Annotated in this window: 21 protein-coding genes; 12 read left to right on the top strand and 9 right to left on the bottom strand. The window is 66.5% G+C overall.

The genetic code is table 11. From position 1 onward, the window contains the following. Nucleotides 1-145: 145 nt before the first annotated feature. The gene (locus LGY53_RS06855) at nucleotides 146-1123 is read left to right on the top strand and encodes a nitronate monooxygenase family protein (RefSeq protein ID WP_225725794.1); all 978 of its coding nucleotides are present in this window, start codon (nucleotides 146-148) and stop codon (nucleotides 1121-1123) included. Between the two features lies 1 nt (nucleotide 1124). Here LGY53_RS06855 and LGY53_RS06850 read toward each other — a convergent pair whose 3' ends face one another. Further along, nucleotides 1125-1997: a DMT family transporter gene (locus LGY53_RS06850; RefSeq protein WP_225725793.1), complete on the bottom strand. Its 873-nt coding sequence runs from the start codon at nucleotides 1995-1997 to the stop codon at nucleotides 1125-1127. Between the two features lie 238 nt (nucleotides 1998-2235). Continuing rightward, complete coding sequence (locus tag LGY53_RS06845) at nucleotides 2236-3207, bottom strand: MBL fold metallo-hydrolase (protein ID WP_225725792.1); 972 nt, start codon at nucleotides 3205-3207, stop codon at nucleotides 2236-2238. Between the two features lie 295 nt (nucleotides 3208-3502). Between LGY53_RS06845 and LGY53_RS06840 the strand changes: the two genes are divergently transcribed. The 3 genes from LGY53_RS06840 to LGY53_RS06830 all read left to right on the top strand — a co-directional run bounded on the left by LGY53_RS06840 (nucleotide 3503) and on the right by LGY53_RS06830 (nucleotide 11095). Next, nucleotides 3503-8920: a type I polyketide synthase gene (locus tag LGY53_RS06840; RefSeq protein ID WP_225725791.1), complete on the top strand. Its 5418-nt coding sequence runs from the start codon at nucleotides 3503-3505 to the stop codon at nucleotides 8918-8920. 640 nt (nucleotides 8921-9560) lie between these two features. After that, nucleotides 9561-9950, top strand: coding sequence for a hypothetical protein (locus tag LGY53_RS06835; protein ID WP_225725790.1), 390 nt, complete (start codon nucleotides 9561-9563; stop codon nucleotides 9948-9950). Continuing rightward, nucleotides 9947-11095 (top strand): cation:proton antiporter, encoded by a 1149-nt coding sequence (locus LGY53_RS06830; protein WP_225725789.1) that lies wholly within the window; start codon nucleotides 9947-9949, stop codon nucleotides 11093-11095. The genes LGY53_RS06835 and LGY53_RS06830 overlap by 4 nt, the downstream gene beginning before the upstream one ends. Before the next feature lie 172 nt (nucleotides 11096-11267). Here LGY53_RS06830 and LGY53_RS06825 read toward each other — a convergent pair whose 3' ends face one another. From LGY53_RS06825 to LGY53_RS06815, 3 genes are all read right to left on the bottom strand, one after another. Continuing rightward, entirely contained in the window at nucleotides 11268-11654 is a 387-nt protein-coding gene (locus LGY53_RS06825) for an RNA-binding S4 domain-containing protein (protein ID WP_225725788.1), read from the bottom strand. 3 nt (nucleotides 11655-11657) lie between these two features. Next, a complete protein-coding gene (locus tag LGY53_RS06820; protein ID WP_225725787.1) occupies nucleotides 11658-12230 on the bottom strand; it encodes a C40 family peptidase in 573 nt (190 codons plus the stop codon). Nucleotides 12231-12678: 448 nt separating this feature from the next. After that, entirely contained in the window at nucleotides 12679-12954 is a 276-nt protein-coding gene (locus LGY53_RS06815) for a hypothetical protein (RefSeq protein WP_225725786.1), read from the bottom strand. Between the two features lie 171 nt (nucleotides 12955-13125). Here LGY53_RS06815 and LGY53_RS06810 point away from each other — a divergent pair, with 171 nt between their 5' ends. The 8 genes from LGY53_RS06810 (at nucleotide 13126) to LGY53_RS06775 (ending at nucleotide 22802) form a co-directional block, all read left to right on the top strand. After that, complete coding sequence (locus LGY53_RS06810) at nucleotides 13126-14310, top strand: AAA family ATPase (protein WP_225725785.1); 1185 nt, start codon at nucleotides 13126-13128, stop codon at nucleotides 14308-14310. A 127-nt stretch (nucleotides 14311-14437) separates the two neighbouring features. Further along, complete coding sequence (locus LGY53_RS06805; protein ID WP_225725784.1) at nucleotides 14438-16387, top strand: acyl-CoA dehydrogenase family protein; 1950 nt, start codon at nucleotides 14438-14440, stop codon at nucleotides 16385-16387. A gap of 379 nt (nucleotides 16388-16766) precedes the next feature. Continuing rightward, nucleotides 16767-17726, top strand: coding sequence for an alpha/beta fold hydrolase (locus LGY53_RS06800; protein ID WP_225725783.1), 960 nt, complete (start codon nucleotides 16767-16769; stop codon nucleotides 17724-17726). A gap of 249 nt (nucleotides 17727-17975) precedes the next feature. Beyond that, a complete protein-coding gene (locus tag LGY53_RS06795; protein WP_167478806.1) occupies nucleotides 17976-18263 on the top strand; it encodes a hypothetical protein in 288 nt (95 codons plus the stop codon). Nucleotides 18264-18403: 140 nt separating this feature from the next. Continuing rightward, nucleotides 18404-18766 (top strand): hypothetical protein, encoded by a 363-nt coding sequence (locus LGY53_RS06790; RefSeq protein WP_225725782.1) that lies wholly within the window; start codon nucleotides 18404-18406, stop codon nucleotides 18764-18766. A gap of 484 nt (nucleotides 18767-19250) precedes the next feature. Continuing rightward, nucleotides 19251-20081 (top strand): hypothetical protein, encoded by an 831-nt coding sequence (locus tag LGY53_RS06785; RefSeq protein WP_225725781.1) that lies wholly within the window; start codon nucleotides 19251-19253, stop codon nucleotides 20079-20081. A gap of 31 nt (nucleotides 20082-20112) precedes the next feature. Then, entirely contained in the window at nucleotides 20113-22053 is a 1941-nt protein-coding gene (locus LGY53_RS06780; RefSeq protein WP_225725780.1) for a fumarate reductase/succinate dehydrogenase flavoprotein subunit, read from the top strand. Between the two features lie 2 nt (nucleotides 22054-22055). After that, a complete protein-coding gene (locus LGY53_RS06775) occupies nucleotides 22056-22802 on the top strand; it encodes a succinate dehydrogenase/fumarate reductase iron-sulfur subunit (protein WP_225726258.1) in 747 nt (248 codons plus the stop codon). Nucleotides 22803-22859: 57 nt separating this feature from the next. On the opposite strand, the gene LGY53_RS06770 is transcribed toward LGY53_RS06775, so the two are convergent. From LGY53_RS06770 to LGY53_RS06755, 4 genes are all read right to left on the bottom strand, one after another. Further along, nucleotides 22860-23057, bottom strand: coding sequence for a hypothetical protein (locus LGY53_RS06770; protein ID WP_225725779.1), 198 nt, complete (start codon nucleotides 23055-23057; stop codon nucleotides 22860-22862). Nucleotides 23058-23201: 144 nt separating this feature from the next. Next, nucleotides 23202-23429 (bottom strand): DUF397 domain-containing protein, encoded by a 228-nt coding sequence (locus LGY53_RS06765; RefSeq protein ID WP_167478811.1) that lies wholly within the window; start codon nucleotides 23427-23429, stop codon nucleotides 23202-23204. A gap of 13 nt (nucleotides 23430-23442) precedes the next feature. Continuing rightward, on the bottom strand, nucleotides 23443-23640 hold the full coding sequence (locus tag LGY53_RS06760) for a DUF397 domain-containing protein (protein ID WP_167478812.1): 198 nt from the start codon (nucleotides 23638-23640) through the stop codon (nucleotides 23443-23445). After that, nucleotides 23637-24566: a helix-turn-helix transcriptional regulator gene (locus LGY53_RS06755; RefSeq protein WP_225725778.1), complete on the bottom strand. Its 930-nt coding sequence runs from the start codon at nucleotides 24564-24566 to the stop codon at nucleotides 23637-23639. The genes LGY53_RS06760 and LGY53_RS06755 overlap by 4 nt, the downstream gene beginning before the upstream one ends. Nucleotides 24567-24869: the final 303 nt, after the last annotated feature.

Raw genomic sequence — 24869 nt, 5'->3', positions numbered from 1 at the left:
GCATCGTATCGCCGACTTAGATGCGAATGACGACTCACTTATGAGTTGACAGCAAGCAGTATCGCACCGCACGATCGGGGAAGGTCCGGGCGCGTCGCCCGGTATGCGGGGATCGGCGGACGCCGCGAAACGACAGGAGAGCGCCATGCTGCGGACCAGGTTCACCGAGACCTTCGGGGTGGAACACCCGATCGTCCAAGGCGGCATGATGTGGGTCGGGCGAGCCGAACTGGTCGCGGCCGTCGCCAATGCGGGCGGCCTCGGCTTCATCACCGCGCTCACCCAGCCGACCCCCGACGACCTGCGCCGGGAGATCGCGCGCACCCGGGAGCTCACCGACAAGCCGTTCGGTGTGAACGTCACCATCCTGCCGTCGATCAACCCGCCGCCGTACCAGGAGTACGTGCGGGCGATCATCGAGAGCGGCGTGCCGATCGTCGAGACCGCGGGCAGCAATCCGGAACCGTTCCTGCCGTACTACCGCGATGCCGGAATCAAGGTGCTGCACAAGTGCACCAGCGTCCGGCACGCGCTGAAGGCGCAGCGGATCGGCGTCGATGGCGTGAGCATCGATGGCTTCGAATGCGCGGGCCACCCCGGCGAGGACGATATTCCCGGTCTGGTGCTGATCCCCGCCGCCGCAAGGGTTTTGGATATTCCGATGATCGCCTCCGGCGGTATCGCCGACGCCAGGGGACTGGTCGCCGCGCTGGCGCTCGGCGCCGACGGCGTCAATATGGGCACCCGCTTCCTGTGCACCCAGGAGTCGTCGATCGCGCAGCGGGTGAAGGAGCAGATCGTCGCCAACTCCGAGCGCGATACCCAGCTGATCTTCCGCACCATGCACAACACGGCCCGCGTCGCCGATAACGCGATAAGCCGCAAGGTTGTCGAAATCGAAAAGGCCGGAGGCACTTTCGACGATGTCCGGGACCTCGTCTCCGGCGCCCGCGGCCGCCGTGTCTTCGAGGACGGCGATCTCGACGCGGGCATCTGGTCGGCGGGCCTGTGCCAGGGACTGATTCACGACATCCCGACCTGCGCCGAACTCATCACCCGCATGGTCGGCGAGGCGGAGGAGCTCATCACCGCCCGGCTCGCCGAAAAGGTGGTTCTCGCCTGACTCAGGCCAGATATATGACGGCGATGCCCGCGGTGACGGCGCAGGTCGCCAGGATCCGCGCCATGCCGAAACCCTCCTTGAACAGGACCGCACCCAACACCGCGCCGACGATGATGCTGGATTCGCGCATGGCGGCGATATCCGCGAGGGCGCCGCGGGTCTGCGCCCAGAGGATCAGCCCGTAGGCGAGCACGCTGAGTACGCCGCCGGTCAGGCCGATTCGCCAGACCGGGCGCAGCGCGGTCACCAGGGCACGGCCGCGCACGGCGAATGCGGCGATCGGCAGGACGGCCTGGCCCAGCAGCGTCAACCAGGCGATGTAACCAAGTGTGCTGTGCGCCAAGCGAACTCCGATACCGTCCACCGTCGTGTACGCGGCGATCACCAGTCCCGTCGCGAAGGCGGCGCCGATGGCCGCGGGCCTGCTCGGATGTGTGCGATGACCCCAGAACACCAGGCAGGCAAGGCCGATCGAGATCAGCAGGACCCCGGCGAGCTGCCCGGCGCTGGGAATCTCACCCAGCGCAAGTGCGGCGAGCAGGGTGACCACCAGCGGCGAGGTGCCACGGGCCAGCGGGTAGGTCTGACTCAGATCGCCGAACCGGTAGGACAGCATCAGCAGGCAGTTATACGCGATATGCAATGCCGCCGAGGCCGCCAGATACGGCCAGCTGCGTGGATCCGGTCCAATCGCGAGACATACCAACGGAATTGCGCAGAGCGTGCAACCCAGCGTAACCAGCGTCAGCGACGCCGTCTTATCCGGAATCCAGTGCGCGATGGCATTCCAGCTCGCATGCAGTAGCGCCGCGACCAGGGCGGCGAGTAGGACCTCGGCCGGAATTCCGGACGTTGACAGGTTCGCTGCGTTCATGGCGGACTCTCTCGCTCGGCCCGTTTCCGGGCACGTTGATGGAGTCCTCCAGGCTTTTATCCCGTCAGATGTCGGCCGCCACGGCCTCGGCGTAGCTCGGTCCAGTCCGCGCGGACCTGATTATGTTGCGGCTGAGTGCGATTGGTGCTCGCACCGACGGCCCGCACGCGGAACCCTATACGCGATCAATGTTTTCGACCCTAGCCGTAATCGGCCGGTAGCACGAGTGGGTTTTCGGTCACTTCTCGGCGGCGCGGGCGGTGACCGCCGCGTGGTCGTGACCCGCGATCAGCTCGATACCGTCGGGAAGGGCGTGCAGGCGGTGAATGGTCTCGAAGGTGGCGTCCCGGTCGGCATCGAACAGGTTGCCCGGCATCGGCGCCTTCTCCCGAATCAGCTCCACCTGCAGCTTGTTCCACACCGCGTCGCCGGCGAGCAGCACCCGGCTGCCGTCGTCGACGGCGAGCAGCACCCCGATGCTGCCGGGGGTGTGGCCCGCGAGATCGACGAGCACGACCGAACCGTCGCCGAACAGATCCATGCTGCGCGCAAAGGTCAACACCGGCGGCCCGTCGAGTTCGAAGGTGTCGAAGGTGCGGGCGCGCAGCGGGCCCCGGGCGACGCCGATCGGCGCGTGCGGACCGCCCATCGCCCATGCGTATTCGACCGCGGGCAGCCGGATCGAGACCGACGACGGCAGCTCCAGCAAACCGGAGACATGATCCCAGTGCAGGTGGGTCGGTATTACGAAATCGATGGAATCGGCCGGGATATCGCGCGCGGCCAGCGCATCGGACAGACCGAGCACCGGCTGATTCGGCGCGACGAGCAACGGAATCGGGAACGGCAGCTCCGGCAGCACCCGCCGGTGCACACCCGAACACAGCGCCGGATCCACCAGGAAACGCGCCCGCGGATGCTCGATCAGGAAGGCGGACATGGTCATCCGGATTTCCCGCAGGCTGCGCGCGCCCTCCGCGACGATCGTGGTGGGCGCGGACATGGTGGCCTGCGCCAGCACCGTCAACCGGACAGTGTTGGCGGCGGTGGGTGCGGGCCGCGTGACCAACCGGGCGAGCAGTTCGGTATCGGCGGGGCGGGGGCGGACCAGGCGGGCCGGTGTCGCCGCGACGGCGGCGCAGCAGCGCAAGACCGTTGACAAGGTCGGAGTGCGCTGTGCGCGGGCGTTTCCGGTGGCTGAGTCGGGCACGCAGTCACCGTAGGCGATCGGCGACGGGCAGCGGAAGGGCAGGGCGGACCCGCGAAAGACCGGGTTGTCCGGCCCCCGATCTCCGGCATAATCGCGGGAGTACCGTGCACGGCGGCAACAACTGCCCGGAAGCGGGTAGGGAGGGTGGCGCGATGCGGACCGGACTTCCGGGCGGACAAGGTTTTTCTCGTTACGGCACCGCGAGCCGTGGCAGCGCGCTGCCCATCGGTCGCGTGGTGTTCACCGTCCTATACAACCCCCCGGACAACGCCGATCCGGCCGACCGCCGATCGCGATGAACGCGCCCAGCGCGTCCGGCCCCCCGGTATCGATCATCGGAATCGGTTGCCGGCTGCCGGGAGCGAGCGGAGTCGACGAGTTCTGGCGACTGCTGCGCACGGGCCAGGACGCCATCACCGACCCACCCCCCGGCCGGCTCGGGGCAGGGCCCGGCGGATACCTGCGCGATATCGAATGGTTCGACAGCGACTGGTTCGCCATCTCGGCGCGCGCGGCCGCGACGATGGATCCGCAGCAGCGGCTCGCGCTGGCGGTCTCGGTCGAGGCGCTCGACGATTCGGGAATCGGCTATCGGACAAGGGGTTCCGGTGCGGCAGTGGTGTTCGGGGCCGGTGGTTACGAGCACGGTAGCGCGCTACTCGGCGGCGGCGGGTACGACGCGCCGTACGCGATCACCGGATCGGCGCTGAGCATCATCGCGAACCGGGTCTCTTATGTATTGGACCTGCACGGTCCGAGTTTCGTTGTGGACAGCGCCTGTTCGTCCGCACTGGCGGCGATCGACCTTGCGGTGCGGCTGCTCGACGATCCGGCCGTGCCGTTCGCGATCGTCGGCGGCGTCAACCTCGCGCTGCTGCCGCATACCGCGAATTACCTTGCGGAGAGCGGTTTCCTGGCGCCGGACGGGCGGGTCAAACCCTTCGACGCGGACGCCGACGGGTACGCCAGGGCCGAGGGCTGCGCGGTGGTCGTGCTGCGCCGCACCGCCGACGCGCTGCGTGACGGTGACCGGATCTATGCCGAAATCGCCGGTACCGCGGTGGGTTCCGACGGCAGAACCGAGGTGTTGACCGCGCCGAACGGGTCGGCGCAGCGGCAGGTCATCCGAACCGCCTGGGACCGAGCCGGACTCGATCCAGGCGCCGCGGGCTATATCGAATGTCACGGCACCGGCACCCAATTGGGTGACACGGTCGAGGTGGCCGCGCTCGCCGCGGCGCTCGGCCCGCACACCGCACCGGTATGGATCGGCTCGGTGAAATCGAATCTCGGCCATCTCGAGGCGGCCGCGGGCATCACCGGCCTGATCAAGGCCGCCCTCTCGATCCGGCACGGGACCATCGTGCCAACGATCAACCTGCACAGCGAGAATCCGGCGCTCCGACTCGCCGAACACGGGCTTCGCGTCCCAACCGAACCCGTCGACTGGCGCGGGACCCCGCTGCCGGAACGGTTCGCCGGTGTCAGCTCATTCGGCCTCGGCGGCACCAATGCCCATGCGGTGCTGCGCGGCATCGCCGCCCCGCCGTACACCCGCGGCGACGAACCGCCGTACCTGATCCCGGTCACCGGCCGCGATATCGCCGCACTGCGTGCCCAGGCCGACCACCTCGCCGACTATTTCTCGCTCGGCGGCAACGCATCTCAGTCCGAGTCCGATATCGGGACACACGACGTCGCCTCGGGGTCCCGCGTCCGCGAGCGCCCGGACGAGCCGGGGTCTGCGCGCCTCGATTCCGCCCACCGCGCGGCACGAAATCGGAATGCGAACACGGCCGCACCAGTTTCCGACCGGGACAGCGGCGGATCGGCATACGCCACCGCATCCCTCGGCTCACGACAAAGCGCGCCTGCTATCGATGATCGAACGGCACGCCGCAATGCGGCAGGTTCGCCTGTCGTATCGAATCTGTCTGCGGCAGTTGTGAATTCGAATCCCGATGACGCGTGTCCAACGGCGGCCGACCCTGTCGAATCGTTCGGCGCGCGGCAGCAGATGCCTACCGACGAAGTGCGAGCGGCGAGCCGAAGCGCAGCCCCGCCCAGCCGCCCATCGAATACGGCTGCGGCGATTGAGGGCCGGGGTTTCGATGACGTGGACCTGACCGCGACCCATTCCGCCGAGGTGGGCACGTCGCCGGGTGCGGCCGACGATCGAGCTACGGGAACCGGCTGGGCCGAGGGTGAATCACTGCGCAATACCGGCCAATTGCGCGCTGCCGTCGCGGCGGTTGCGCGGCTGATTCCGGAGACGGCGCGGGCGGCGGTGATCGCCAGGGATAGGGCGGATGCGGTTGAGCGACTGCGGGTGTTGGCACAGGGTGGTTCCGATGCCGGGGTGGTCGGCCCTGCGACGGTTACCCGGACGGGCGGGGTGGTGTTCCTGTTCTCCGGGCAGGGCGGGCAGCACGCGAAGATGGGGCGGGCGCTGGCGGCCCGGTATCCGGTATTCGCGCGGGCGCTGACCGAGGCGGTGGATGCCGTCGCCGCGGCGGGCGGGCCGCGAATCTGGACGCCGCGCAACGGATTCACCCTCGGGCGAGCGGCGCTCGGCGAAACCGGAAGCGCGGCGACCGAACTCGTGCAGCCGGCGATATTCGCCTTTCAGGTCGCGATGGCGGCGTTACTCGCGGCATGGGGTGTCCGGCCGGGTGCGGTGATCGGGCACAGCCTCGGCGAGGTGGCGGCGGCCGTGGTCGGCGGCGCGTTGACGCTGCCGGATGCGGCGCGGGTCGTGGTGTGGCGCAGCCGGATACTGTCCCAGTTGGATGGTCGCGGCGCGATGGCGCTGCTGGACGCGCCCCCGGACGAGGTCGCCACGCTGGTGGAGCCGATGCGAACGGAGATCGGGATCGCCGCGGTGAACGGCCCGCGCTCGGTGGTGGTCTCCGGCACCCCGCGCTATATCGACACGCTCGTGCGCCGGGCCGAGCGGCGCAATATCTTCGCGCAGCGCATCGCCGTCGCTTTCGCGGCACATAGCCCGCAGGTCGCGCCGCTGGTCCCGGAATTGCTGGGCGCACTGGCCGGATTGGCGCCGCGCACCCCGCACACCACCATCTATTCCACCGCCCGCGACGGCAGTTCGGTCACCACCATGGACGCCGCGTACTGGGCCGAAAGCGCCACCGGCACGGTCGAACTCGCCGCGGCCCTGGAATGTGTTGCCGCGGATGGTTTCTCGACAGTCGTGGAGATCTCGCCGCATCCGGTGCTCACCGGGGCGGTACGCGAATACCCGGAACTGCGCGACGCGGCATACGCGGCCTGCGGCCGCGAGGACGAGGCCGCCGCATATCTCACCTGCCTGGCCCGGCTGCATACCGATGGGCGGCCGGTGGAATGGGCGGCGCAGGGACCGTTCACCGGCGCACCGCCACTACGCAATTGGACCGAACGCAAATTCCCGCTGCTCACCGGCTCGGCCCAGGAGCCGACCGAAACCCGCACGCCCACCGAGGATCTCGCCGACCACATGGTGCTCGGCATGCCGACCGTACCGGCCGCGTACTGGTTGCACCGGCTGCTCGAGCTGACCCGCACCCAGGGTTGGCAGGAGGCGCCCGGGTGGGTGAGCCCAACGGCGGTAACCGATTTCGTGGTCCATGAGCGAATAGATCTGGCCGAACTGCCCGCTGTCACCTACCGCCGCAACGGCGATGGAAGTATGCGGGCGGAGGCCACCGGCGGCGGGGCGCTGGCATCGTCCCGGCCCGCCGGTGGGCCAACGCCCGCCGATATCGTCGCATGGATGCGGTCGGTCGATGGTAATCGGGCCCGGCATCACCGCATGCGGCCGATTTCACCAGGCCTTTTCTATGACACGCTGCGCATGCGCGGCCTGGCGTACGGGCCGCGCTTGCGCCCGCTGCGCGCCATCGCGGCCGAACGCGACGGTGCCAGCGGAACAGCCAGCGCCCTGGGCATTTTCGAGGCGGCACCGCTGCATCGCACGGCGACATTGGACGGCTGCCTGCAGCTGCTCGCCGCCGCGGCGTCCGATGAACTGCCCGCCGAGGCGGTGCCGCTGCCCATCGCGATCGAATCCGGTTGGGTCTCCGGTGAATCCGACCGGGTGCTGCTTGATGCGCACGCCTTTGTCCGGGAACGCACACCCGATGGGGTGATCGGCGATGTCATCGGCACCGATCAGCACGGTGCGCCCGCGGTCGCGCTCACCGGTGTGCATCTGCGGTTCGCCAGGACCGATCGGGCGGTCGACCCGTATCTGACACCGGCTCTGGTCTCGGAAGTGCCACTGTACCAAGATGTTTGGGTTCCGCTGCGCGCGTCCGGCACCGGGCCCGCCGCGGTGCCGGAGCGGGCCGTCGTCATCGGCGAATCGCATGCCGCCATCCGGCTGGCCCGGGAACTCGAGCGCCGAGTGCCGACCGAGCGGGTGGCGCGCGATCCGGATGCCGCGAGCGCGGCCGTCGCCTCGGTACTGTCCGGGCGCGGCATTTCCTCCGGGATCGCGGTGGTCATCGTGTGGCCGCAGCGGTCCGACGACGCGCGCGACGACGATACGAACCGCCGCACCGTCACCGCGCTCACCCGGGTGCTGGAGCTGCTGCAATATCTGCAATCCACCGATGCCCCAGCATCTTTGACGGTCGTGCTGCCGATGGAGGCGCTGGCGCAGCGCACGCGGGCGATGCCGGTGCCCGGTGCGCTCGCCGGGCTGGTGCGCGCGCTGCAACTGGAATCGGATCGCCCGATTCAACTGGTGTGGACCGACGGTCATCACGACAGCCTGCGATCGATCGCCGACAGTGTCTCGGCGGCACGACATTTCGACGAGTTGCGGCTGGCCGAGGGCACCGCGCACATTCGCCGCTTCACCAGGGCGCGGCCGCAGTCCATCGGGCCCGTCGCGATCGATCCGCACGGAACCTACGTGGTCATCGGCGGATTGGGTGCGCTCGGCGCGCTCACCGTGCGCTGGCTGCTCGACGCGGGCGCACGCGACGTCGTCGTGCTGACCCGCACACCGCGCCCGCTGCCCGAACCGCTCGAGGATTTGGAGGACCGGCTCGTCGTCGTTCGGTGCGATGCCGCCGATCGCGACGATCTGTGCAACGCGCTCAACGATATTCGCGAATGCGGCTCCACCGTCCGCGGCGTCGTCCACGCGGTCGGCGCGCCGGCGAGCGCGCCCTTCGAGGCCATCACCGCCGACCAACTGACCCGGGTGTGCGCGCCCACGCTCACGGCCGCACGCAATTTGATCGAGCTCACCGCACGCGATCCCATCGATTTCGCGCTGCTGCACTCCTCGGCGGCCGGCGCCATCGGCGCTCCCGGACAGGCTGCCTACGCGGCCGCGAGCGCCGCACTGGACGCGCTCACCCTCGCATACCCGAACCGTCCGGTGCGCAGCATCGGTTGGGGCACATGGGAATCCCCGCACCCGACCGGTGACGCCCCCCACCCCCAACGAGCGGCCACCCGCCCCTTCGACCCCCAACGCGGCACCGAACTGCTCACCCAACTGCTCCGCTATCCGGGCCCATACCTGCTTGCCCTGGACTACCAACCAACCACCGACACAACCCCGCTCACCCGCCGGCTGTCGAAACTTCTTGATGGTGAGCCGGATTCGGACCTCGCCGACGACACAGACGGCGCACCGGCGCGCAGTAAACCGGCGCTGCTATCGATCGAATCCGGCGGCGCGAATGCCGCGGGATAGGCGTACCTCCGGCCGTGCTCAGGCTACGGACGACGTCGCCGATAGCGCCATCAGGCGAGGGCTGCACAACAGCTGTCAGCGGCCACGAGATTTCCCGTGGACAGCGAGTTGCGGTGCCCACAGAGGCTATTCGGCCCCCGGTGCGGCCCCTTCTTCGGCTCCGGTATTCCGGGCCATGTCGAGTAGGATCGCCTGCTCGGCTTCGCCCCACCCGGTCAGCAACCGTCCGACGAACTCCAGGAATACCGGCCGATGATGCCGGTGGTAACCGATCCGCGAGCTGAGCGAAGGCAGCTGCCGAACATTCGCTCAATCCCATGGCTATCGTCAGTATCTCGGTGTCGACCGACAGCGCCTGTCTGAACTCGGCCGGATACCGGATCAGCGCCCAGGCCGGATACTCCCGGGTCTGCAAAGCCTCCTCCGGTACCGGGTCGATCAGGTTGTCGAACCGGTCTTTGCACAAAATCGTGGTGCCACGTCTGGCCACCTTGTATTCGGTCCCGGACGGAAACCACACCTCGGCCAGATAGCCTTCCGGAGGACCGTCATATCGCACCGGACCAGTGTCACAAACCTACGCCCCGAAACGCGTGCGGATCTACTCGTGAACTGGGGTGGTGAGCGCCATTATTGTTCGATGGCCAGTGCGAATATTCCCGTGAAATGGAAGGACGAGCCGGAGGAGCACGATTATCCTGCGGCCGCCGACTATTTGGCGTTGCTCGCGGATCCGGACACCGTTGGGGCGGTGATCGAGGACCTGCGCAAGGCGCCCATCGTGCACAAGAAGGCCAAGGACATACTGCGGGCCGCGGATCTGGAACTGCTCTCGCCCGAGAATCCGTATGTCCGCAATGACCTGATAAAGATCAATGCCGGTAAATCGCTGTCACCGATCCTGTTGGTGCGCGGCGATTTTCGCAAGGGTGTGCCGATGGTGATCGCCGACGGCTACCACCGGGTGTGCGCCATCCACTGGGCCGATGAGAACATCGCCATCCCCGCGAAGATCGCGGCCCGCCCGTGACATTCTCCACCCTCGCGCTCGTGGTGGCGCTCGGTCTGTTCGGGCCGATTCTGGCGCTGCGCAAGGCGTGGCACATCCCGGTGATCCTCGGCGAGCTGGTGGTCGGAATCATCTTCGGCACCACCGGATTCGGGGTGCTGCACTACGCCGATCCGATTTTCACCTTCCTGGCCGATATGGGCTTCGCCGTCGTCATGTTCGTCGCCGGAACCCATGTGCCGGTGCGGGATCCGGCGGTGCGCTCGGCGCTCGACTCCGGTGCGCTGCGCGCGGTGCTGGTCGGCTTGCTGGCCACTGCGGCCGGATTCGGGGTAGCCGAATGGTTCGGCACCGGGCACGGCGCGATCTACGCGGTGCTGATGGCGTCGTCCTCGGCGGCACTGGTCCTGCCGATCATCGATTCCGTTGGGCTGCAAGGTAAACCGGTGCTGGCCTTGACGGCGCAGGTGGCCATCGCGGATACCGCGTGCGTGGTGGCGCTGCCGCTGGTGATCGATCCCGGCAATGCCGGGCGCGCCGCGCTGGGGGCGCTCGCGGTGGCGGGCTGTGCGGTGGTGCTGTACTTCCTGCTGCGCTGGCTGGAGGGTTCGGGTACTCGGCGCCGGATCCACAAGGTCTCCGAGGACCGGGCCTTCGCGCTCGAATTGCGCGGCAGTCTCGCCATCCTGTTCACGCTGTGCGCCGTGGCCACCCAGACCCATGTGTCGATCATGTTGGCGGGCTTCACCGCCGGGCTCGCGGTGGCGGCGGTCGGCGAACCGCGCCGGGTGGCCAAACAGCTGTTCGCCATCAACGACGGCTTCCTGGGTCCGCTCTTCTTCGTCTGGCTCGGCGCCCGCCTGAACCTGCGCGACTTCGGCACTCACCCGCGCCTCATCCTGCTCGGGCTCGCCCTCGGCATCGGCGCCGTACTCGTGCACCTGGTCCCGCGCCTGCTCGGCCAGCCCGTCGGCTTCGGCGCACTGGCCGCCGCCCAAATCGGCGTCCCGGTCGCCGCCGTCACGGTCGGCACCCAACTACACGTGCTGGTCCCCGGTGAAGCCGCCGCCCTCATGCTCGGCGCCCTCTGCACCATTGCGACCGCCGCCACGGCTGCCAGTTGGCTCGCCGCGAAGCGAACACCAACCCCCACCGCCAGCCCCTAGGTCAGCCGCTGTCCTCGCCACCCGAATGCCCTGTTCCCGCATAGCTTTCAGATTCCCGCACACGCAACAGCTTGCGCGAGAGGCTAATTGCCGATGCACAAACGCGATACCTACGGACCCAGAGCCAATTAAGAGGCCACAGCGGGCCTTTCACGGTTGCGCCGGGCCAGTTCTACTCCGCCCCGCGCCCCAACAACCGATCCGTCTCGCGCCGTTCGCGTTTGGTCGGCCGCCCAGATCCCCGATCCCGGCGCGGCATCGCCGCGAGGATCTCCTTCGGCGGCGGAGCGGGGCTGCGGTCGATCAAACATTGCGCGGCGATGGGAGCGCCGACCCGCTTGGTGATAACCCGCGAAACGATAACGATCCGCTCGATACCTCCGGCCCGGATCCGAACCTCGTCACCGGGTTTGACCGGCTGCGCGGGCTTCGCTGTCGAACCGTTGACGCGCACGTGTCCGCCTCGACAGGCCTCCGCCGCAGCGGATCTGGTCTTGAACAACCGAACCGCCCAGATCCAGGAGTCCACGCGGGCCTGGCTGAGTTCGGAAGCGGTCACCCGCTATACGATACGACGCGCGGTGACGACCTGGTTGGGGTGCAGCGAGGTGTAGGTTACGGGCTCACCGGACTGAACGGCGTTGAGCAGCTTGCCATCACCGGCGTAGATGCCGACGTGTCCGCCGCCGTTGGTGACGACGATATCGCCGGGCTGCAGGTCCTCGAAGGCGATCGGCCTGCCGACATGCGACTGTTCGAAGCTGGTGCGGGGTAGTTCGACGCCCGCCTGGCGGTACGCCCACTGGACGAGGCCGGAGCAGTCGAAGTTGTAGGGGCCCGCGGCACCCCAGGAGTACATGGCGCCGACCTTGGTCTTGGCGGCGTCCAGCGCGACATGGCCGGGAGAGTTGTCCCACGGGTTCGGAATGGCATCGAAACCCTGGGCGCCCGGGATCTGCATCTGCTGCGGAAGGGCGGGCGGCGGCGAGTTGAGCGTGTCGTTGAGCTGCTTGACCTGCTGCTCGAATTCCGGTGGCACCGGAACGTCGAAGCTGCCCATGCCGGGCACGTTGATGGTCGCGGCCAAGGCCGGAATCGCGGGGAAGGCTCCCGTCGTCACGGCCGCTGCACCCATAACAAGGGCGCCCTTCACGGAATTCGGAACCCGAGATTCCCGTTGCAAGCTGTGCTTACCCACCGAGCTGCATCTCCGATCTTGCTGCTCACCCGCCGACCGGAGCGTTCGGTGACCTGAAAAAGGCCGCACGAAACACACCTTGGACAAACCGAGGTTCCCGGTACGACAGCCGGAATGTGTTGTCCGAGCTGCCGTTTAAGCGGTGACCCAGTGGCGTCGTCTCACTTATGAGGCGGCTGCCCTCCACTAAGTCACGAGAAGATTACGATGCCGCAGCGATGTTGTCCAGCGCACAGCGTCGGGCATTAAGCGGGGCTTCAACAGGCGGGGCAAACCTGCAGTACATGGGCTGTGGGCCCGCGACACGCCGGTGGGTAACGACGCGGTCTCGTTACCGTTATCCAACCGAGAACGGCGGCCGTTACACCGATTTGGGCGATTTGGTCTATTCCGCACCGTTACCCCGCCGGTTGCGGTCGGCGAGCGCCTTCTCCAATTCGGCGATGCGCCGCCGTGCGTCGGCCAGCCCGACCTCGAGCTGGCCGAGCGCCATCACCAGCGGGCCGACCGCGAGATCGGCGACCAACTGTGGATCGTCGAAGCCCTGCTCGATGGCGACCAGGATGTTGGACCGGATCCGACCCGCGACCGTCGCTCCGGCCGGAACGTTCCAGGATTCCACCACTTCGGCGGAGGTGCTTGGGGTGAAGTCGTCGGACATGCCGCTCCGTTCCTGAACCGGACACAACGCGAAACCGCAACCAGCGTAGAGAGTTATACGCCGACGGCAATAGTGTGAATACAACATTCCGCGACAGGAACCTAAGGTCATCTAGAACACGCCGTAGATCGCCCCATAAATGGCTCGACCGACGCGCTACGGTGTTAGGGCATGGACCCCGTGCGGAATCCGTATGCTCCCGGAGCCGGACAGCGCCCGCCCGAACTCGCCGGGCGCGACAAGCAACTCAACGCCTTCGATGTCGTCCTGGAGCGCATCGCCCGCGGCCGCCCGGAACGCAGCGTCATGCTCACCGGTTTGCGCGGTGTCGGAAAAACGGTGCTGCTCAACCAACTTCGCTCCGCGGCCATTTCGCGCGGCTGGGGCACCGGCAAGATCGAGGCCAGGCCGGATCAGGAGTTGCGCCGCCCGCTGTCCTCGGCGCTGCATATGGCCGCACGGGCCATCGCGACCGCGCACCGCAATTCCGAGCGGGTCGACGATTTCCTCGGCATACTCAAGGCTTTCGCGTTGCGCGCCACCGCGGACAAGGGCATGCGCGAACGCTGGCAACCGGGTATCGACGTCCCCGCGGTCACCGGTCGCGCCGATTCGGGGGATATCGAGATCGACCTGATCGAGCTGCTGAAGGAGGCCGCGGGTCTGGCCAGCGATATCGGGGTCGGCATCGCCATCTTCATCGACGAGATGCAGGATCTGGGTCCGGCGGATATCTCCGCGATCTGCGGCGCCTGTCACGAATTGAGCCAGGACGCAGCGCCTTTGATCGTGGTCGGCGCCGGCCTGCCGCATCTGCCCGCGGTGCTCTCGGCCTCCAAGAGTTATTCGGAACGCCTGTTCAGCTACCACCGCATCGATCGGCTGGACCGCGAATCCGCGGATCAGGCGCTGATCGCCCCGGCACAGCGCGAGGAGGTGAAATTCACCGACGCGGCGCTGGACGCGCTGTACCGCAAGGCCGATGGCTACCCGTACTTCGTGCAGGCCTACGGCAAGGCGGCCTGGGACCAGGCGCCTGAAAGCCCGATCACCGCACAGGATGTCGAGGTGGCCGCGCCCGCGGCGGAGGAGGAACTGGCGGTCGGTTTCTTCGGCTCCCGCTATGAGCGGGCTACGCCCGCCGAGCGAGAATATATGCGCGCCATGGCCGATTTGTCCGGTGATGACGGCCCGGTGGCCACCTCGGCGGTGGCCAGCGAACTCGGCCGCAAGCCCGCATCGCTGTCGCCTGCCAGGGACGGCCTGATCAAGAAGGGTCTGATCTATTCGGCCGAGCGCGGCACCATCGGTTTCACGGTTCCACACTTCGGACGATATCTGCGCAGCGTTTCGTAGCCGCGAATTCGCCGGTCTATCAAGATCATTAGAGATTGATAGAAATCCGTCGACCTGCGGGCCTACCGACGGGTAACAAAACTTCCTACACTCGAATGTGATTCTGATCACCTCCGAGGAGGACATCATGGCGACCAGCGCGAAAGTCGACGCCACCGAAGAACAGGCCCGGGCACTAGTCGAGGAATCTCGCGAAACCAGCTGGGCCAAACCATCTTTCGCCAAGGAGATGTTCCTCGGACGGTTCCGGCTCGACCTGATCCATCCGTATCCGCAACCCGATGCGGAGGACGCCGCGCGCACCGAGGCCTACCTGGCCAAACTGCGTCCGTTCTGCGAAACCATCGACGCCAGTGTGATCGAGGCGGAGGGGCGCATACCGGCGGAGTACGTCAAGGGGCTGGCCGAACTCGGCTGCTTCGGCCTGAAGATTCCGAAAGAATATGGGGGACAGGGACTTTCCCAGGTCGGCTACAACCGCTCGCTGATGCTGGTCGGCTCGGCGCATCCGAGCCTCGGCGTACTGCTTTCCGCGCACCAGTCCATCGGCGTCCCGGAACCGCTGAAGCTGGCGGGCACCCCGGAGCAGAAGGCCGAATTCCTGCCCCGGTGCGCGGCGGGCGCGGTGAGCGCCTTCCTGCTCACCGAACCCGACGTCGGCTCCGATCCGGCCCGAATGGCAAGCACCGCAACGCCTACCGAGGACGGCGAGGCATATCTGCTCAACGGTGTGAAGCTGTGGACCACCAATGGCGTTGTCGCGGAACTGCTCGTCGTGATGGCCAGGGTGCCGAAGAGCGAGGGCCATCGCGGCGGCATCTCCGCCTTCGTCGTCGAGGCGGATACGCCGGGAATCACGGTGGAGCGCCGGAATTCGTTCATGGGGCTGCGCGGTATCGAGAACGGCGTCACCAGGATGTACGACGTGCGCGTCCCGAAGGGCAACCTGATCGGTCGCGAGGGCGACGGCCTCAAGATCGCGCTCACCACCCTGAACGCGGGCAGGCTCGCCATTCCGGCGCTGTGCACCGCCGCCGCCAAGTGGTCGCTGAAGATCGCCAGGGAGTGGAGTTCGCAACGCGTGCAATGGGGTCGGCCGGTCGGCGAGCACGGCGCGGTCGGCGAGAAGATCTCCTTCATCGCCGCGACCACCTACGCACTCGAAGCGGCCCTTGATCTTTCGGCGACCATGTGCGATGAGGCGCGCAACGACATCCGCATCGAGGCGGCGCTGGCGAAACTGTGGGCCTCCGAGATGAGCAGCCGGATCGCCGATGAGCTGGTGCAGATCCGCGGCGGCCGCGGCTATGAGACCGCAGCCTCGCTGCGGGCCCGCGGCGAACGTGCGGTCGCCGCGGAACAATTGGTGCGCGATCTGCGGATCAATCGCATCTTCGAGGGTTCCAGCGAGATCATGCGACTGCTGATCGCCCGCGAAATGGCCGATGCGCACATGTCGGCGGCGGGCGCGCTGGTCGACCGTAATGCCGAGTTCAAGGACAAGGCCAAGGCGGCGGTCGGTGCGGGTGGCTTCTATGCGAAATGGTTCCCGCAGTTGACCGTCGGCGCGGGCACGGTGCCCGGCCCGTATTCCGAATTCGGCTCGCTGGCAAGGCATTTGCGCTTCGTCGAGCGCAGCTCGCGCAAGCAGGCTCGAGCGCTGGTGTACGGAATGGCGCGCTGGCAGGCCGGATTGGAGTACCGGCAGGGCTTCCTCGGCCGCATCGTCGATATCGGCGCCGAACTCTTCGCGATGGCGGCGTCCTGCGTGCGCGCGCAGGCGTTGCGCGCCGCGGGTGCCGCCGAGGCCGCGGCCGCCGAGGAACTCGCCGACGCCTTCTGCAGGCAGTCCCGGATCCGGGTGCGCGCGCTGTTCGACGCGCTGTGGGAGAACACCGACGATGACGATCGCGCGCTCACCCGCAATGTCCTCGACGGCCGGTACCAGTGGTTGGAGGGCGGTGTGCTGGATCCGAGCGAGGGCACCGGACCGTGGATCGCCGAATGGCAGATGGGTCCGTCGACCGAGGAGAACCTGCTGCGGCCGTTCCTGCCGTCCACCCGGGTGCGCGGCTGAGGCTGGTCATGACCGGCGCCGCCGACGTCGTGCCGGGCCGGGGACGTCGGCGGTAGCGGTCTGTCACCAAATATCGGATGAGCTAGGAAATTCGCTATATATACGGAGATTTCAGTCGCATCGCTCGATAACGAAATCTAGACGTATCTAGGAGATCTGCTCGATTGCCCGATACTTCGGCATCGAGGCGGCCTTCGATTGCCTTCTAGAAGAATCTAGTTTATTGCCTAGATTTTAGTAGATTCTCCTGACAACCCGCGCAGGTCGATTCGCCGCGTCGGTTGGACAACTTGTCCATAACGGCAGGTGTGGGCGGTTAACGCACCGGAAATCATCTTCGACAACCGGGCAAGAGCGCTCCGTCAGCCAGGAGAACGTCATGTCCTCGCCCATCGCCCGCCGCGCCGCCGATTTCGACGGCCACCGCAGCACGGTGTCGGCCGATGACGGTGTCCCGATCTCGGTACGCACCTTCGGCGCCACCGACGCATCCCGCACCGTCGTCTTCGTACACGGCCACTGCCTGCGCACCGAATCCTGGACCTTCCTGCGCGATCAACTGCTTCGCCAGTGGGGCGACGACACCAGGATGGTCTTCTACGACCACCGCGGACACGGCGAATCCGGTGTCGCGCACCCGTCCACCTACACCATCGACCAACTGGCGGGCGACCTGGACACCGTGCTGCGCGCGATCGCGCCCACCGGACCGATCATCCTGGTCGGCCATTCCATGGGCGCGATGGTCGTACTCGCCTACGCCCGGCTGTTCCCGGCGGCGGTCGGCACCCGCATCGCGGGCGTCGCGCTGATCGCCGGCGCCGCGAACGGGCTCACCGAGGTCGGCCTCGGCCGCTTCCTGAACCGCTACGCGGTGCATTCGCTGCAGCTCGCGGTGACCAGGGCGCCGCGCGTGATGCAGGCGTCGAAACGGTTGTCCCGCAAGATCTTCGAGCCGATCATGCGGGAGGCCACCTTCGGCACCCGCAAGGTGAGCCCGCGGATGATCGCGGTGGCGACGGCCATGCTGAACGAGACGCCGCTGCTCACCATGTCCAGCTTCCTCGCATCGCTGCGCGCCTTCGACGAGACCGCGACGCTGCACCGGCTCGGCGCCATCCCGGCGCTGGTGCTGGCCGGATCCGCCGACATCGTCGTGCCGTTCGCGCATTCGGTGGTGCTGGCCTCGCAGCTGACGGGTGCGGAACTGGTGCGGATCGAGGGCGCCGGACACAGCGTGATCCTGGAGCGCGCCGAGGAGGTGGCGCTGTCCATCGTCGCGCTCGTAGACCGGGCGTTGGCGACGCTGGCCGGTCCGGAGTACGCGGCCGCCGGTTGAGCGCTCGGCGGTTGCCGGGTGACCGGGTGGTCATTCCTACCAAAAGGAAGGTTCAGGCTGCGGCAACATTCAGGCGAACCGCCAGAATCGCGGTCCCGACGAGCCATTTCGGTATTTGTTCTGTACTGTGTTGTAGATCACGATGTGCGGTGCGTCACTCGACTTGGCAGCGCCCGGGTCCTGGCAGACCATGGAACCAGCGCTACCACCGAAGTTCGCGTGCCCCACCGAGGAACACTGGAGGTATCGATGACACGCAGCGAACTCGCCGAACTCCGCTACGCGGTCGGCCAGCTCCGGCAATCCATCGGCGCACTGCGCACCCATTACGGCGACGCCAACACCGTGCGCCGACTGGAGAACGATCTCGAACGGCTCGTCATCGACGCCGACGAGTTCGAGCAGTCGCCGCCGCCGGTGGTCACCCGGCGCGCACAGGACACCATCTACGTGCCCGACAGCAAATCCGATGAGACGGATTGGCTCGGGGCGCAGGACGAGGGATTGGGCTTCCACTCGCGGCCGCGCACCAAGTAGGGACGCGTCCCGGCCGCGCCGACTCCGGCGCGGCCGAATAATCTTCCCAATTCTGGTGACAGTAGTTCTTGGGGCAATCGAATCGGGTGCGGTACACATAGCCTTTTCAGCGTTTATGTACTGCAACCGAAGGGGTTTCGATGAGAAGGGCGATCGCCGCCACCGGACGAATCGCGGCCGCCGGGCTCTCCGGTCTGGCCTTCGTAGCAGTTATCGGCTCCGGCGCCGCTCAGGCCGCACCACAGGACTGCGCCGTCCAGCGTGACATTTTCAGCGCGTCCGCGATCTGCCAGCCCGACGGGGGCTCGAACTACGTGCTGCACGTCGACTGCGTCGGCGTCTACGCTTCCGGGCCGTTCCCGCTGTACGGCATCGGGTCCTACTACAACCTCACCTACCCCTTCACGCCGACGGGTCAGCGCACCTCGATCGGCTGCACGGGTACCGGTCCCGGTGTCGTCGGCGTGGTGACCAACGCCTACGTGGAGATCTACCGCGGCTGATCCATCCGCCTGCGGCACAACAATTTTCGTCGCACCACCACCAGCGGTCACGACATCTACCGACGATGTCGTGGCCGCTGGTCGTTTGCGGCCTCGCGATCATTGAAAAGCACTGCGGCCCAGTAGTTATCCCGCGCATCTCCGCATTCGCCGAAACAACTCGCAGCCCATGGCGGATAGCGAACCTTTTGGTCGAATCCGAATAATTTGCGGTCGGTTCACCACAACGCACCAATCGGTGCCGAATGTCCGAATGTGGCGCAAATCACGGGCATTCCGGCGGGTCAGGTTTGCCGGGACCCTGCTCACGCCATCACCAGGGTGTCGTATGGTGCTCAGCATCACATTCGACTGCGGAGGTAATCATGACCAACCGCACAGCAGATCAGCGAGGCATCCACCCCGTGAGCGAGCGGAGCGAGCGAACCATGAACACAGCGCCCTCGGCGGTCACGACGGAGCCGAGCGCCAGCGAGGTGCAGTCGTGAGTGCCGCACCGACAGTCACCTCGGAAACGGGGACCGGAGTATTCAGCAGGACAAGGGCCCGGATCGGCGAACGCACGCTGCGCACCGACCGATGGTGGGTGCCACCGCTCGCCACGGTCGTCGGCCTGGCCGCGTTCATCATTTACGCGACCGTCAGAGCCTATGTGCGAGCGGATTATTGGGACGAGCGCTACCACTACCTGACACCGTTCTATTCACCGTGTGTCAGCACCGATTGCGCGACGGGCTCCACCCATTTCGGCGCCTGGTTCGGGCATATCCCGGCCATCCTGCCGCTGGGCTTCATGGTGCTGCCGTTCCTGCTCGGCTTCCGATTGACCTGCTACTACTACCGCAAGGCCTACTACCGCTCGGTGTGGTTCTCCCCGCCGGCCTGCGCGGTCGCCGAACCGCACGCCAAGTACACCGGCGAGACCAGGCTGCCGCTGATCATCCAGAACGTGCACCGCTATTTCTTCTATGTGGCGGTGATCGTTTCACTCGTCAACACCTGGGACGCGATCTACGCCTTCCACGGTCCGAAGGGCGGCTTCGGCTTCGGCCTCGGCAACATCATCATCTGGATCAACGTGATCCTGCTCTGGGCGTACACGCTGTCCTGCCATTCGTGCAGGCATATCGCTGGCGGCAGGCTCAAGCACTTCTCCGCCCATCCGGTGCGCTACTGGTTCTGGACCCAGGTCTCCAAGCTCAACACCCGGCATATGCAGTTGGCCTGGACCACCCTCGGCACCCTCGTGCTCACCGATTTCTACGTGATGTTGGTTGCCGGAAAGCACATTTCGGACCTGCGGTTCATCAACTGACCGCCCACAAACTTCAGGAGTATTCGCTGCCATGCCAGAAGTGGAACGGCACAAGTACGACGTCGTCGTGATCGGGGCCGGCGGCGCCGGTCTGCGCGCGGTGATCGAGGCCAGGGAGCACGGACTTTCCGTCGCGGTGGTGTGCAAATCGCTGTTCGGTAAGGCGCACACCGTGATGGCCGAGGGCGGCTGCGCCGCCTCGATGGGCAATGCCAACGAAAAGGACAGTTGGCAAACCCATTTCAAGGACACCATGCGCGGCGGCAAATTCCTCAACAACTGGCGCATGGCCGAACTGCATGCGCAGGAGGCGCCGGACCGGGTGTGGGAGCTGGAAACCTATGGGGCGCTGTTCGATCGGACGGCCGACGGCCGGATCAGCCAGCGCAACTTCGGCGGCCACACCTATCCGCGGCTCGCGCACGTCGGCGACCGCACCGGCCTGGAGATCATCCGCACCATGCAGCAGAAGATCGTCTCGCTGCAGCAGGAGGATCACGCGGAGACCGGCGATTACGAGTCGCGCATCAAGGTTTTCGCCGAATGCACCATCACCGAACTGCTCAAGGACGGCGACCGGATCTCCGGCGCGTTCGGCTACTGGCGCGAATCGGGCCGGTTCGTGCTGTTCGAGTCGCCCGCAATCGTTTTGGCGACCGGCGGCATCGGCAAGTCGTACAAGGTGACCTCCAATTCCTGGGAGTACACCGGCGACGGTCACGCGCTCGCGCTGCGGGCCGGGGCGACGCTGATCAATATGGAGTTCCTGCAGTTCCATCCGACCGGCATGGTGTGGCCGCCCAGCGTGAAGGGCATCCTGGTCACCGAGGGTGTGCGCGGTGACGGCGGGGTGCTGAAGAACTCCGAGGGCAAGCGGTTCATGTTCGACTACATCCCCGCGGTGTTCAAGGGTCAGTACGCGGAGACCGAGGCCGAGGCCGATCAGTGGCTGAAGGATAACGATTCCGCGCGCCGCACCCCGGATCTGCTGCCCCGCGACGAGGTGGCGCGGGCGATCAACTCGGAGGTGAAGGCCGGGCGCGGCACCGAACACGGTGGCGTATTCCTGGATATCGCCTCCCGGCTGCCCGCCGAGGAGATCCGGCGGCGACTGCCCTCGATGCACCATCAGTTCAAAGAGCTTGCCGACGTCGACATTACGAAGGAGCCGATGGAGGTCGGCCCCACCTGCCACTACGTGATGGGCGGAATTGAGGTGGATCCGGATACCGGAGCCGCCACGGTGCCGGGGCTTTTCGCGGCGGGCGAGTGTTCCGGCGGTATGCACGGCTCGAATCGCCTTGGCGGAAACTCACTTTCGGATCTGCTCGTCTTCGGTAGACGTGCGGGGCTCGGCGCGGCCACCTATGTGGAGCAGCTGTCCGAGCGGCCGACGGTGTCCGACGCCGATATCGATGCGGCCGCGAAATCCGCTGTCGCACCGTTCGATCCGCCGAGTGCGGGGGCCGGCGAGAATCCCTACACGCTGCACACCGATCTGCAGCAGGCGATGAACGATCTGGTCGGCATCATCCGCAAGGAGCACGAACTGCGGCAGGCCGTCGAGAAACTGGCCGAGCTGCGCAGCCGCTTCGCCACGGTGACGGTCGAGGGGCACCGGCAGTTCAACCCCGGCTGGCATCTGGCCCTCGATCTGCGAAATATGTTGCTGGTCAGCGAATGTGTCGCGCATGCGGCCCTGCTGCGGACGGAGAGCCGCGGCGGGCACACCCGCGACGATCATCCGTCCATGGACGCCGACTGGCGCAACAAGCTGCTGGTGTGCTCGATCGATCCGGCGACCGCGAAGAATCCGGTACCCGATGTGCGGGTGGTCCCGGAGGACCAGGTGCCGATGCGGGAAGACCTGCTCGCCCTGTTCGACCTGAGCGAGCTCGAAAAGTATTACACCCCCGCCGAACTCGCCGGACATCCGGCCAGCTCCGGCGCGGCCACGGAAGGTGAGGCGTGACAATGGGTTACGACGCCAAATTCCGCGTATGGCGCGGCGACCTGGACGGCGGCGCGCTGCAGGATTACACAGTGCAGGTGAACGAGGGCGAGGTGGTCCTCGATGTCATCCATCGCCTGCAGGCGACCCAGACCCCCGATCTGGCGGTGCGCTGGAATTGCAAAGCGGGCAAATGCGGTTCGTGTTCGGCCGAGGTGAACGGACGACCGCGGCTGCTCTGCATGACCCGCATGTCCACCTTCACCCAGGACGAGCTGATCACGGTGACGCCGATGCGCACCTTCCCGGTGATCAAGGACCTGGTGACCGACGTATCCTTCAACTACGAAAAGGCAAGGGAGATACCGTCGTTCACGCCGTCGCCGGATCTCAAACCCGGTGACTACCGGATGCGGCAGGTCGATGTGGAGCGCTCGCAGGAGTTCCGCAAATGCATCGAATGCTTCCTGTGCCAGAACACCTGTCACGTGGTGCGCGACCACGAGGACAATAAGCACGCGTTCGCGGGGCCGAGGTACCTCATGCGGATCGCCGAGTTGGAGATGCATCCGCTCGATGTGGCCGACCGGCGCCAACAGGCCCAGGAGCAGCACGGCCTCGGCTACTGCAATATCACCAAATGCTGCACCGAGGTCTGCCCGGAGCACATCAAGATCACCGACAATGCCCTGATCCCGCTGAAGGAGCGGGTGGTGGACCGCAAGTACGACCCGGTGGTCTGGTTGGGCAACAAGCTGTTCCGCCGCTGAATCGCTGGACGCAACCGGCCGAGGTGAACTCGGCCGGTTGTTTCGGCGCACCCGGGTTCACATAAGCGCCACGACGCCGACCGCGACCGCCCATACCAGGACGCCGACGAACAGCGCCGACAGATACGAACCGGTGAGGATGAAGATACCGACCGCCGACACCGCGAAAAGCAGCGTGACGATCAACCATTCAACCCAATCGCCCGGCCGCAATTTCCGATACCGGGCGTTGGAATTCTTCAGCCCACGGTCCACAAAAGGTGGTCTACCCGGCAATCAGGACAGTCAAACGCGGTTCCGTTGCCGAATGTGTTCCATTTTGTAACGACCCGCGCAAGATCGCGCAGCCGATCCGGCACGTAGTCCGGGCCCGGCGCACCGCCGGACCCGGCCGCGGTCCTACTTGCCGGGACGGTCGAACTCGCCGTCCTGTACGCCCGCGATGAACGCGGCCCACTCGCCCGGCGTGAAGATCAGCGCCGGTCCGTCCGGATTCTTCCCATCCCGTAGGCCGACGTGACCGTCCGCGAGCATTGCCACCTCGACGCTGTCCTTACCGGCCCCATCGCCCGCCCGCTGCCACACGGCATTGGTCAGGTCGACAGCGGCGCCCTTGTTGACGCTCATACCGTGGTGCTCCTCAGATCGCGCCGCCGGCAACGGCAGCGGTGAACGTATCCCACTCTCCTCGGTCGAACACTAGCGCCGGCCCGGCGGGGTTCTTGCTATCGCGCACTCCGACGCGATCGCCAGAGAGGAACGCGACCTCCACACAGTCCTTGGAGGCTCCGCTGCGTGTGCTCTTGAACCAATTTGCCTGGGCCAGTTCACTGTTCATGCAACATACTCCTTCGCCAGCTGCCGGAGCAGATGTCTGCTCTCCTGAATATCCAACGCACAGCGCCGCAGGCACTCGTGCGCCAGATGGTAACGCCGGACATCGGCCAGCCTCTCCAGGTAGAGATCCCCGGTGAAGCCCTCGACATAGACCACCGGTGGCTCTACAGGCTGCCCTTTGTTATCTGTCCCGAAACACAGGACGGTGAACGGTCCGGTCGAATCCCCGAGGGGTATACCGGCCGCGAACGGCAGGATACGCAAAGTGATGTTGGGCCTGGTGCTCAAATCGGCGAGATGGCGTAGCTGCGCCGCCATCACCTTCACGCCACCCACTACCCGCCGCAATACCGATTCATCAAGCACCACATCGACATTCGCGGGCGAGGCCTTGCGGGTGATCAGTGCCTGCCGCTGCATCCGCAGCTGCACCCTGCGCTCCACCTCGGGCTCGGACTCCTCCGGCTTGCCGAGCCGGATCAGCGCCCGCGCGTAATCGGCGGTCTGCAACTGGCCGAGCACGAGTTCGGACTGATAGGCGGTGAGCTGTTTGGCCGAGGCCTCCAAACCCACGTAGACGTCGAAGTTTTCCGGAATCAGGTCACCGTAGGCGTGCCACCAGCTCTTCACCGCAGCCTGCAGCGCAAGGCCTTTCAGCCCTTCGGTGACCGGGTCGGGTATGCCGTAGATGCGGCACAATTCCTGCACGTCGATGGTGCGTATGCGGTCCGCCTGGCCCTTCTCCAGCCGCTGCAAAGTGCTCGCGCCCCACTCCATCAGGCGCGACGCCTCGGCGATGGTGAGTCCGGCCTGGGTGCGCCAGTCCCGTAGATACCTGCCGAGCTGTCTGCGCGGCAGCGTCGATGACGCGCTTTCGTCGCCCTCGTCGTCCGAATTCTTCGCCGCTTTCGCCGATCTCGGTGACACAGCCCGCTCCGTTCTGTGTTGTTCGCGTCCGCCGCGCGGGATCGCCGCGCCGAGGACGCCCATGGGTCGGATCCGACCCGAGCGCGCACGGGGCCACCACAAGCTCGGTTCCCCGTGACTTCGCTTGGGCTCAGGGCAATTCAGTGACAGTGCACGTCGCGAGCAACGGTCGCTCCCTCGTCCACTATGGAGAATGTTCCTCCCCCCGATGGATTTCGTGCTGGGAATTCGCGCCAAAAGTTTGGATATCCACCAAGGGCGCCTTTCGGTCCACTGCGCGATGGTGTGCTGTGCGTGTGCCCG

It is taken from the genome of Nocardia sp. JCM 34519.1 (assembly GCF_020361265.1).
Classification (GTDB): domain Bacteria; phylum Actinomycetota; class Actinomycetes; order Mycobacteriales; family Mycobacteriaceae; genus Nocardia; species Nocardia arthritidis_A.
Note: the sequence above shows the minus strand (reverse complement) of the source record. Positions and strands in the feature narration are given on the sequence as shown.

Bases quoted from the DNA above. Each gene is read 5' to 3' on its own strand.
- LGY53_RS06855 (WP_225725794.1), top strand. From the start codon at position 146: ATGCTGCGGACCAGGTTCACCGAGACCTTCGGGGTGGAACACCCGATC.
- LGY53_RS06850 (WP_225725793.1), bottom strand. From the start codon at position 1,997: ATGAACGCAGCGAACCTGTCAACGTCCGGAATTCCGGCCGAGGTCCTA.
- LGY53_RS06840 (WP_225725791.1), top strand. From the start codon at position 3,503: ATGAACGCGCCCAGCGCGTCCGGCCCCCCGGTATCGATCATCGGAATC.
- LGY53_RS06835 (WP_225725790.1), top strand. From the start codon at position 9,561: ATGGCCAGTGCGAATATTCCCGTGAAATGGAAGGACGAGCCGGAGGAG.
- LGY53_RS06820 (WP_225725787.1), bottom strand. From the start codon at position 12,230: ATGGGTGCAGCGGCCGTGACGACGGGAGCCTTCCCCGCGATTCCGGCC.
- LGY53_RS06815 (WP_225725786.1), bottom strand. From the start codon at position 12,954: ATGTCCGACGACTTCACCCCAAGCACCTCCGCCGAAGTGGTGGAATCC.
- LGY53_RS06810 (WP_225725785.1), top strand. From the start codon at position 13,126: ATGGACCCCGTGCGGAATCCGTATGCTCCCGGAGCCGGACAGCGCCCG.
- LGY53_RS06805 (WP_225725784.1), top strand. From the start codon at position 14,438: ATGGCGACCAGCGCGAAAGTCGACGCCACCGAAGAACAGGCCCGGGCA.
- LGY53_RS06800 (WP_225725783.1), top strand. From the start codon at position 16,767: ATGTCCTCGCCCATCGCCCGCCGCGCCGCCGATTTCGACGGCCACCGC.
- LGY53_RS06795 (WP_167478806.1), top strand. From the start codon at position 17,976: ATGACACGCAGCGAACTCGCCGAACTCCGCTACGCGGTCGGCCAGCTC.
- LGY53_RS06790 (WP_225725782.1), top strand. From the start codon at position 18,404: ATGAGAAGGGCGATCGCCGCCACCGGACGAATCGCGGCCGCCGGGCTC.
- LGY53_RS06780 (WP_225725780.1), top strand. From the start codon at position 20,113: ATGCCAGAAGTGGAACGGCACAAGTACGACGTCGTCGTGATCGGGGCC.
- LGY53_RS06775 (WP_225726258.1), top strand. From the start codon at position 22,056: ATGGGTTACGACGCCAAATTCCGCGTATGGCGCGGCGACCTGGACGGC.
- LGY53_RS06765 (WP_167478811.1), bottom strand. From the start codon at position 23,429: ATGAGCGTCAACAAGGGCGCCGCTGTCGACCTGACCAATGCCGTGTGG.
- LGY53_RS06760 (WP_167478812.1), bottom strand. From the start codon at position 23,640: ATGAACAGTGAACTGGCCCAGGCAAATTGGTTCAAGAGCACACGCAGC.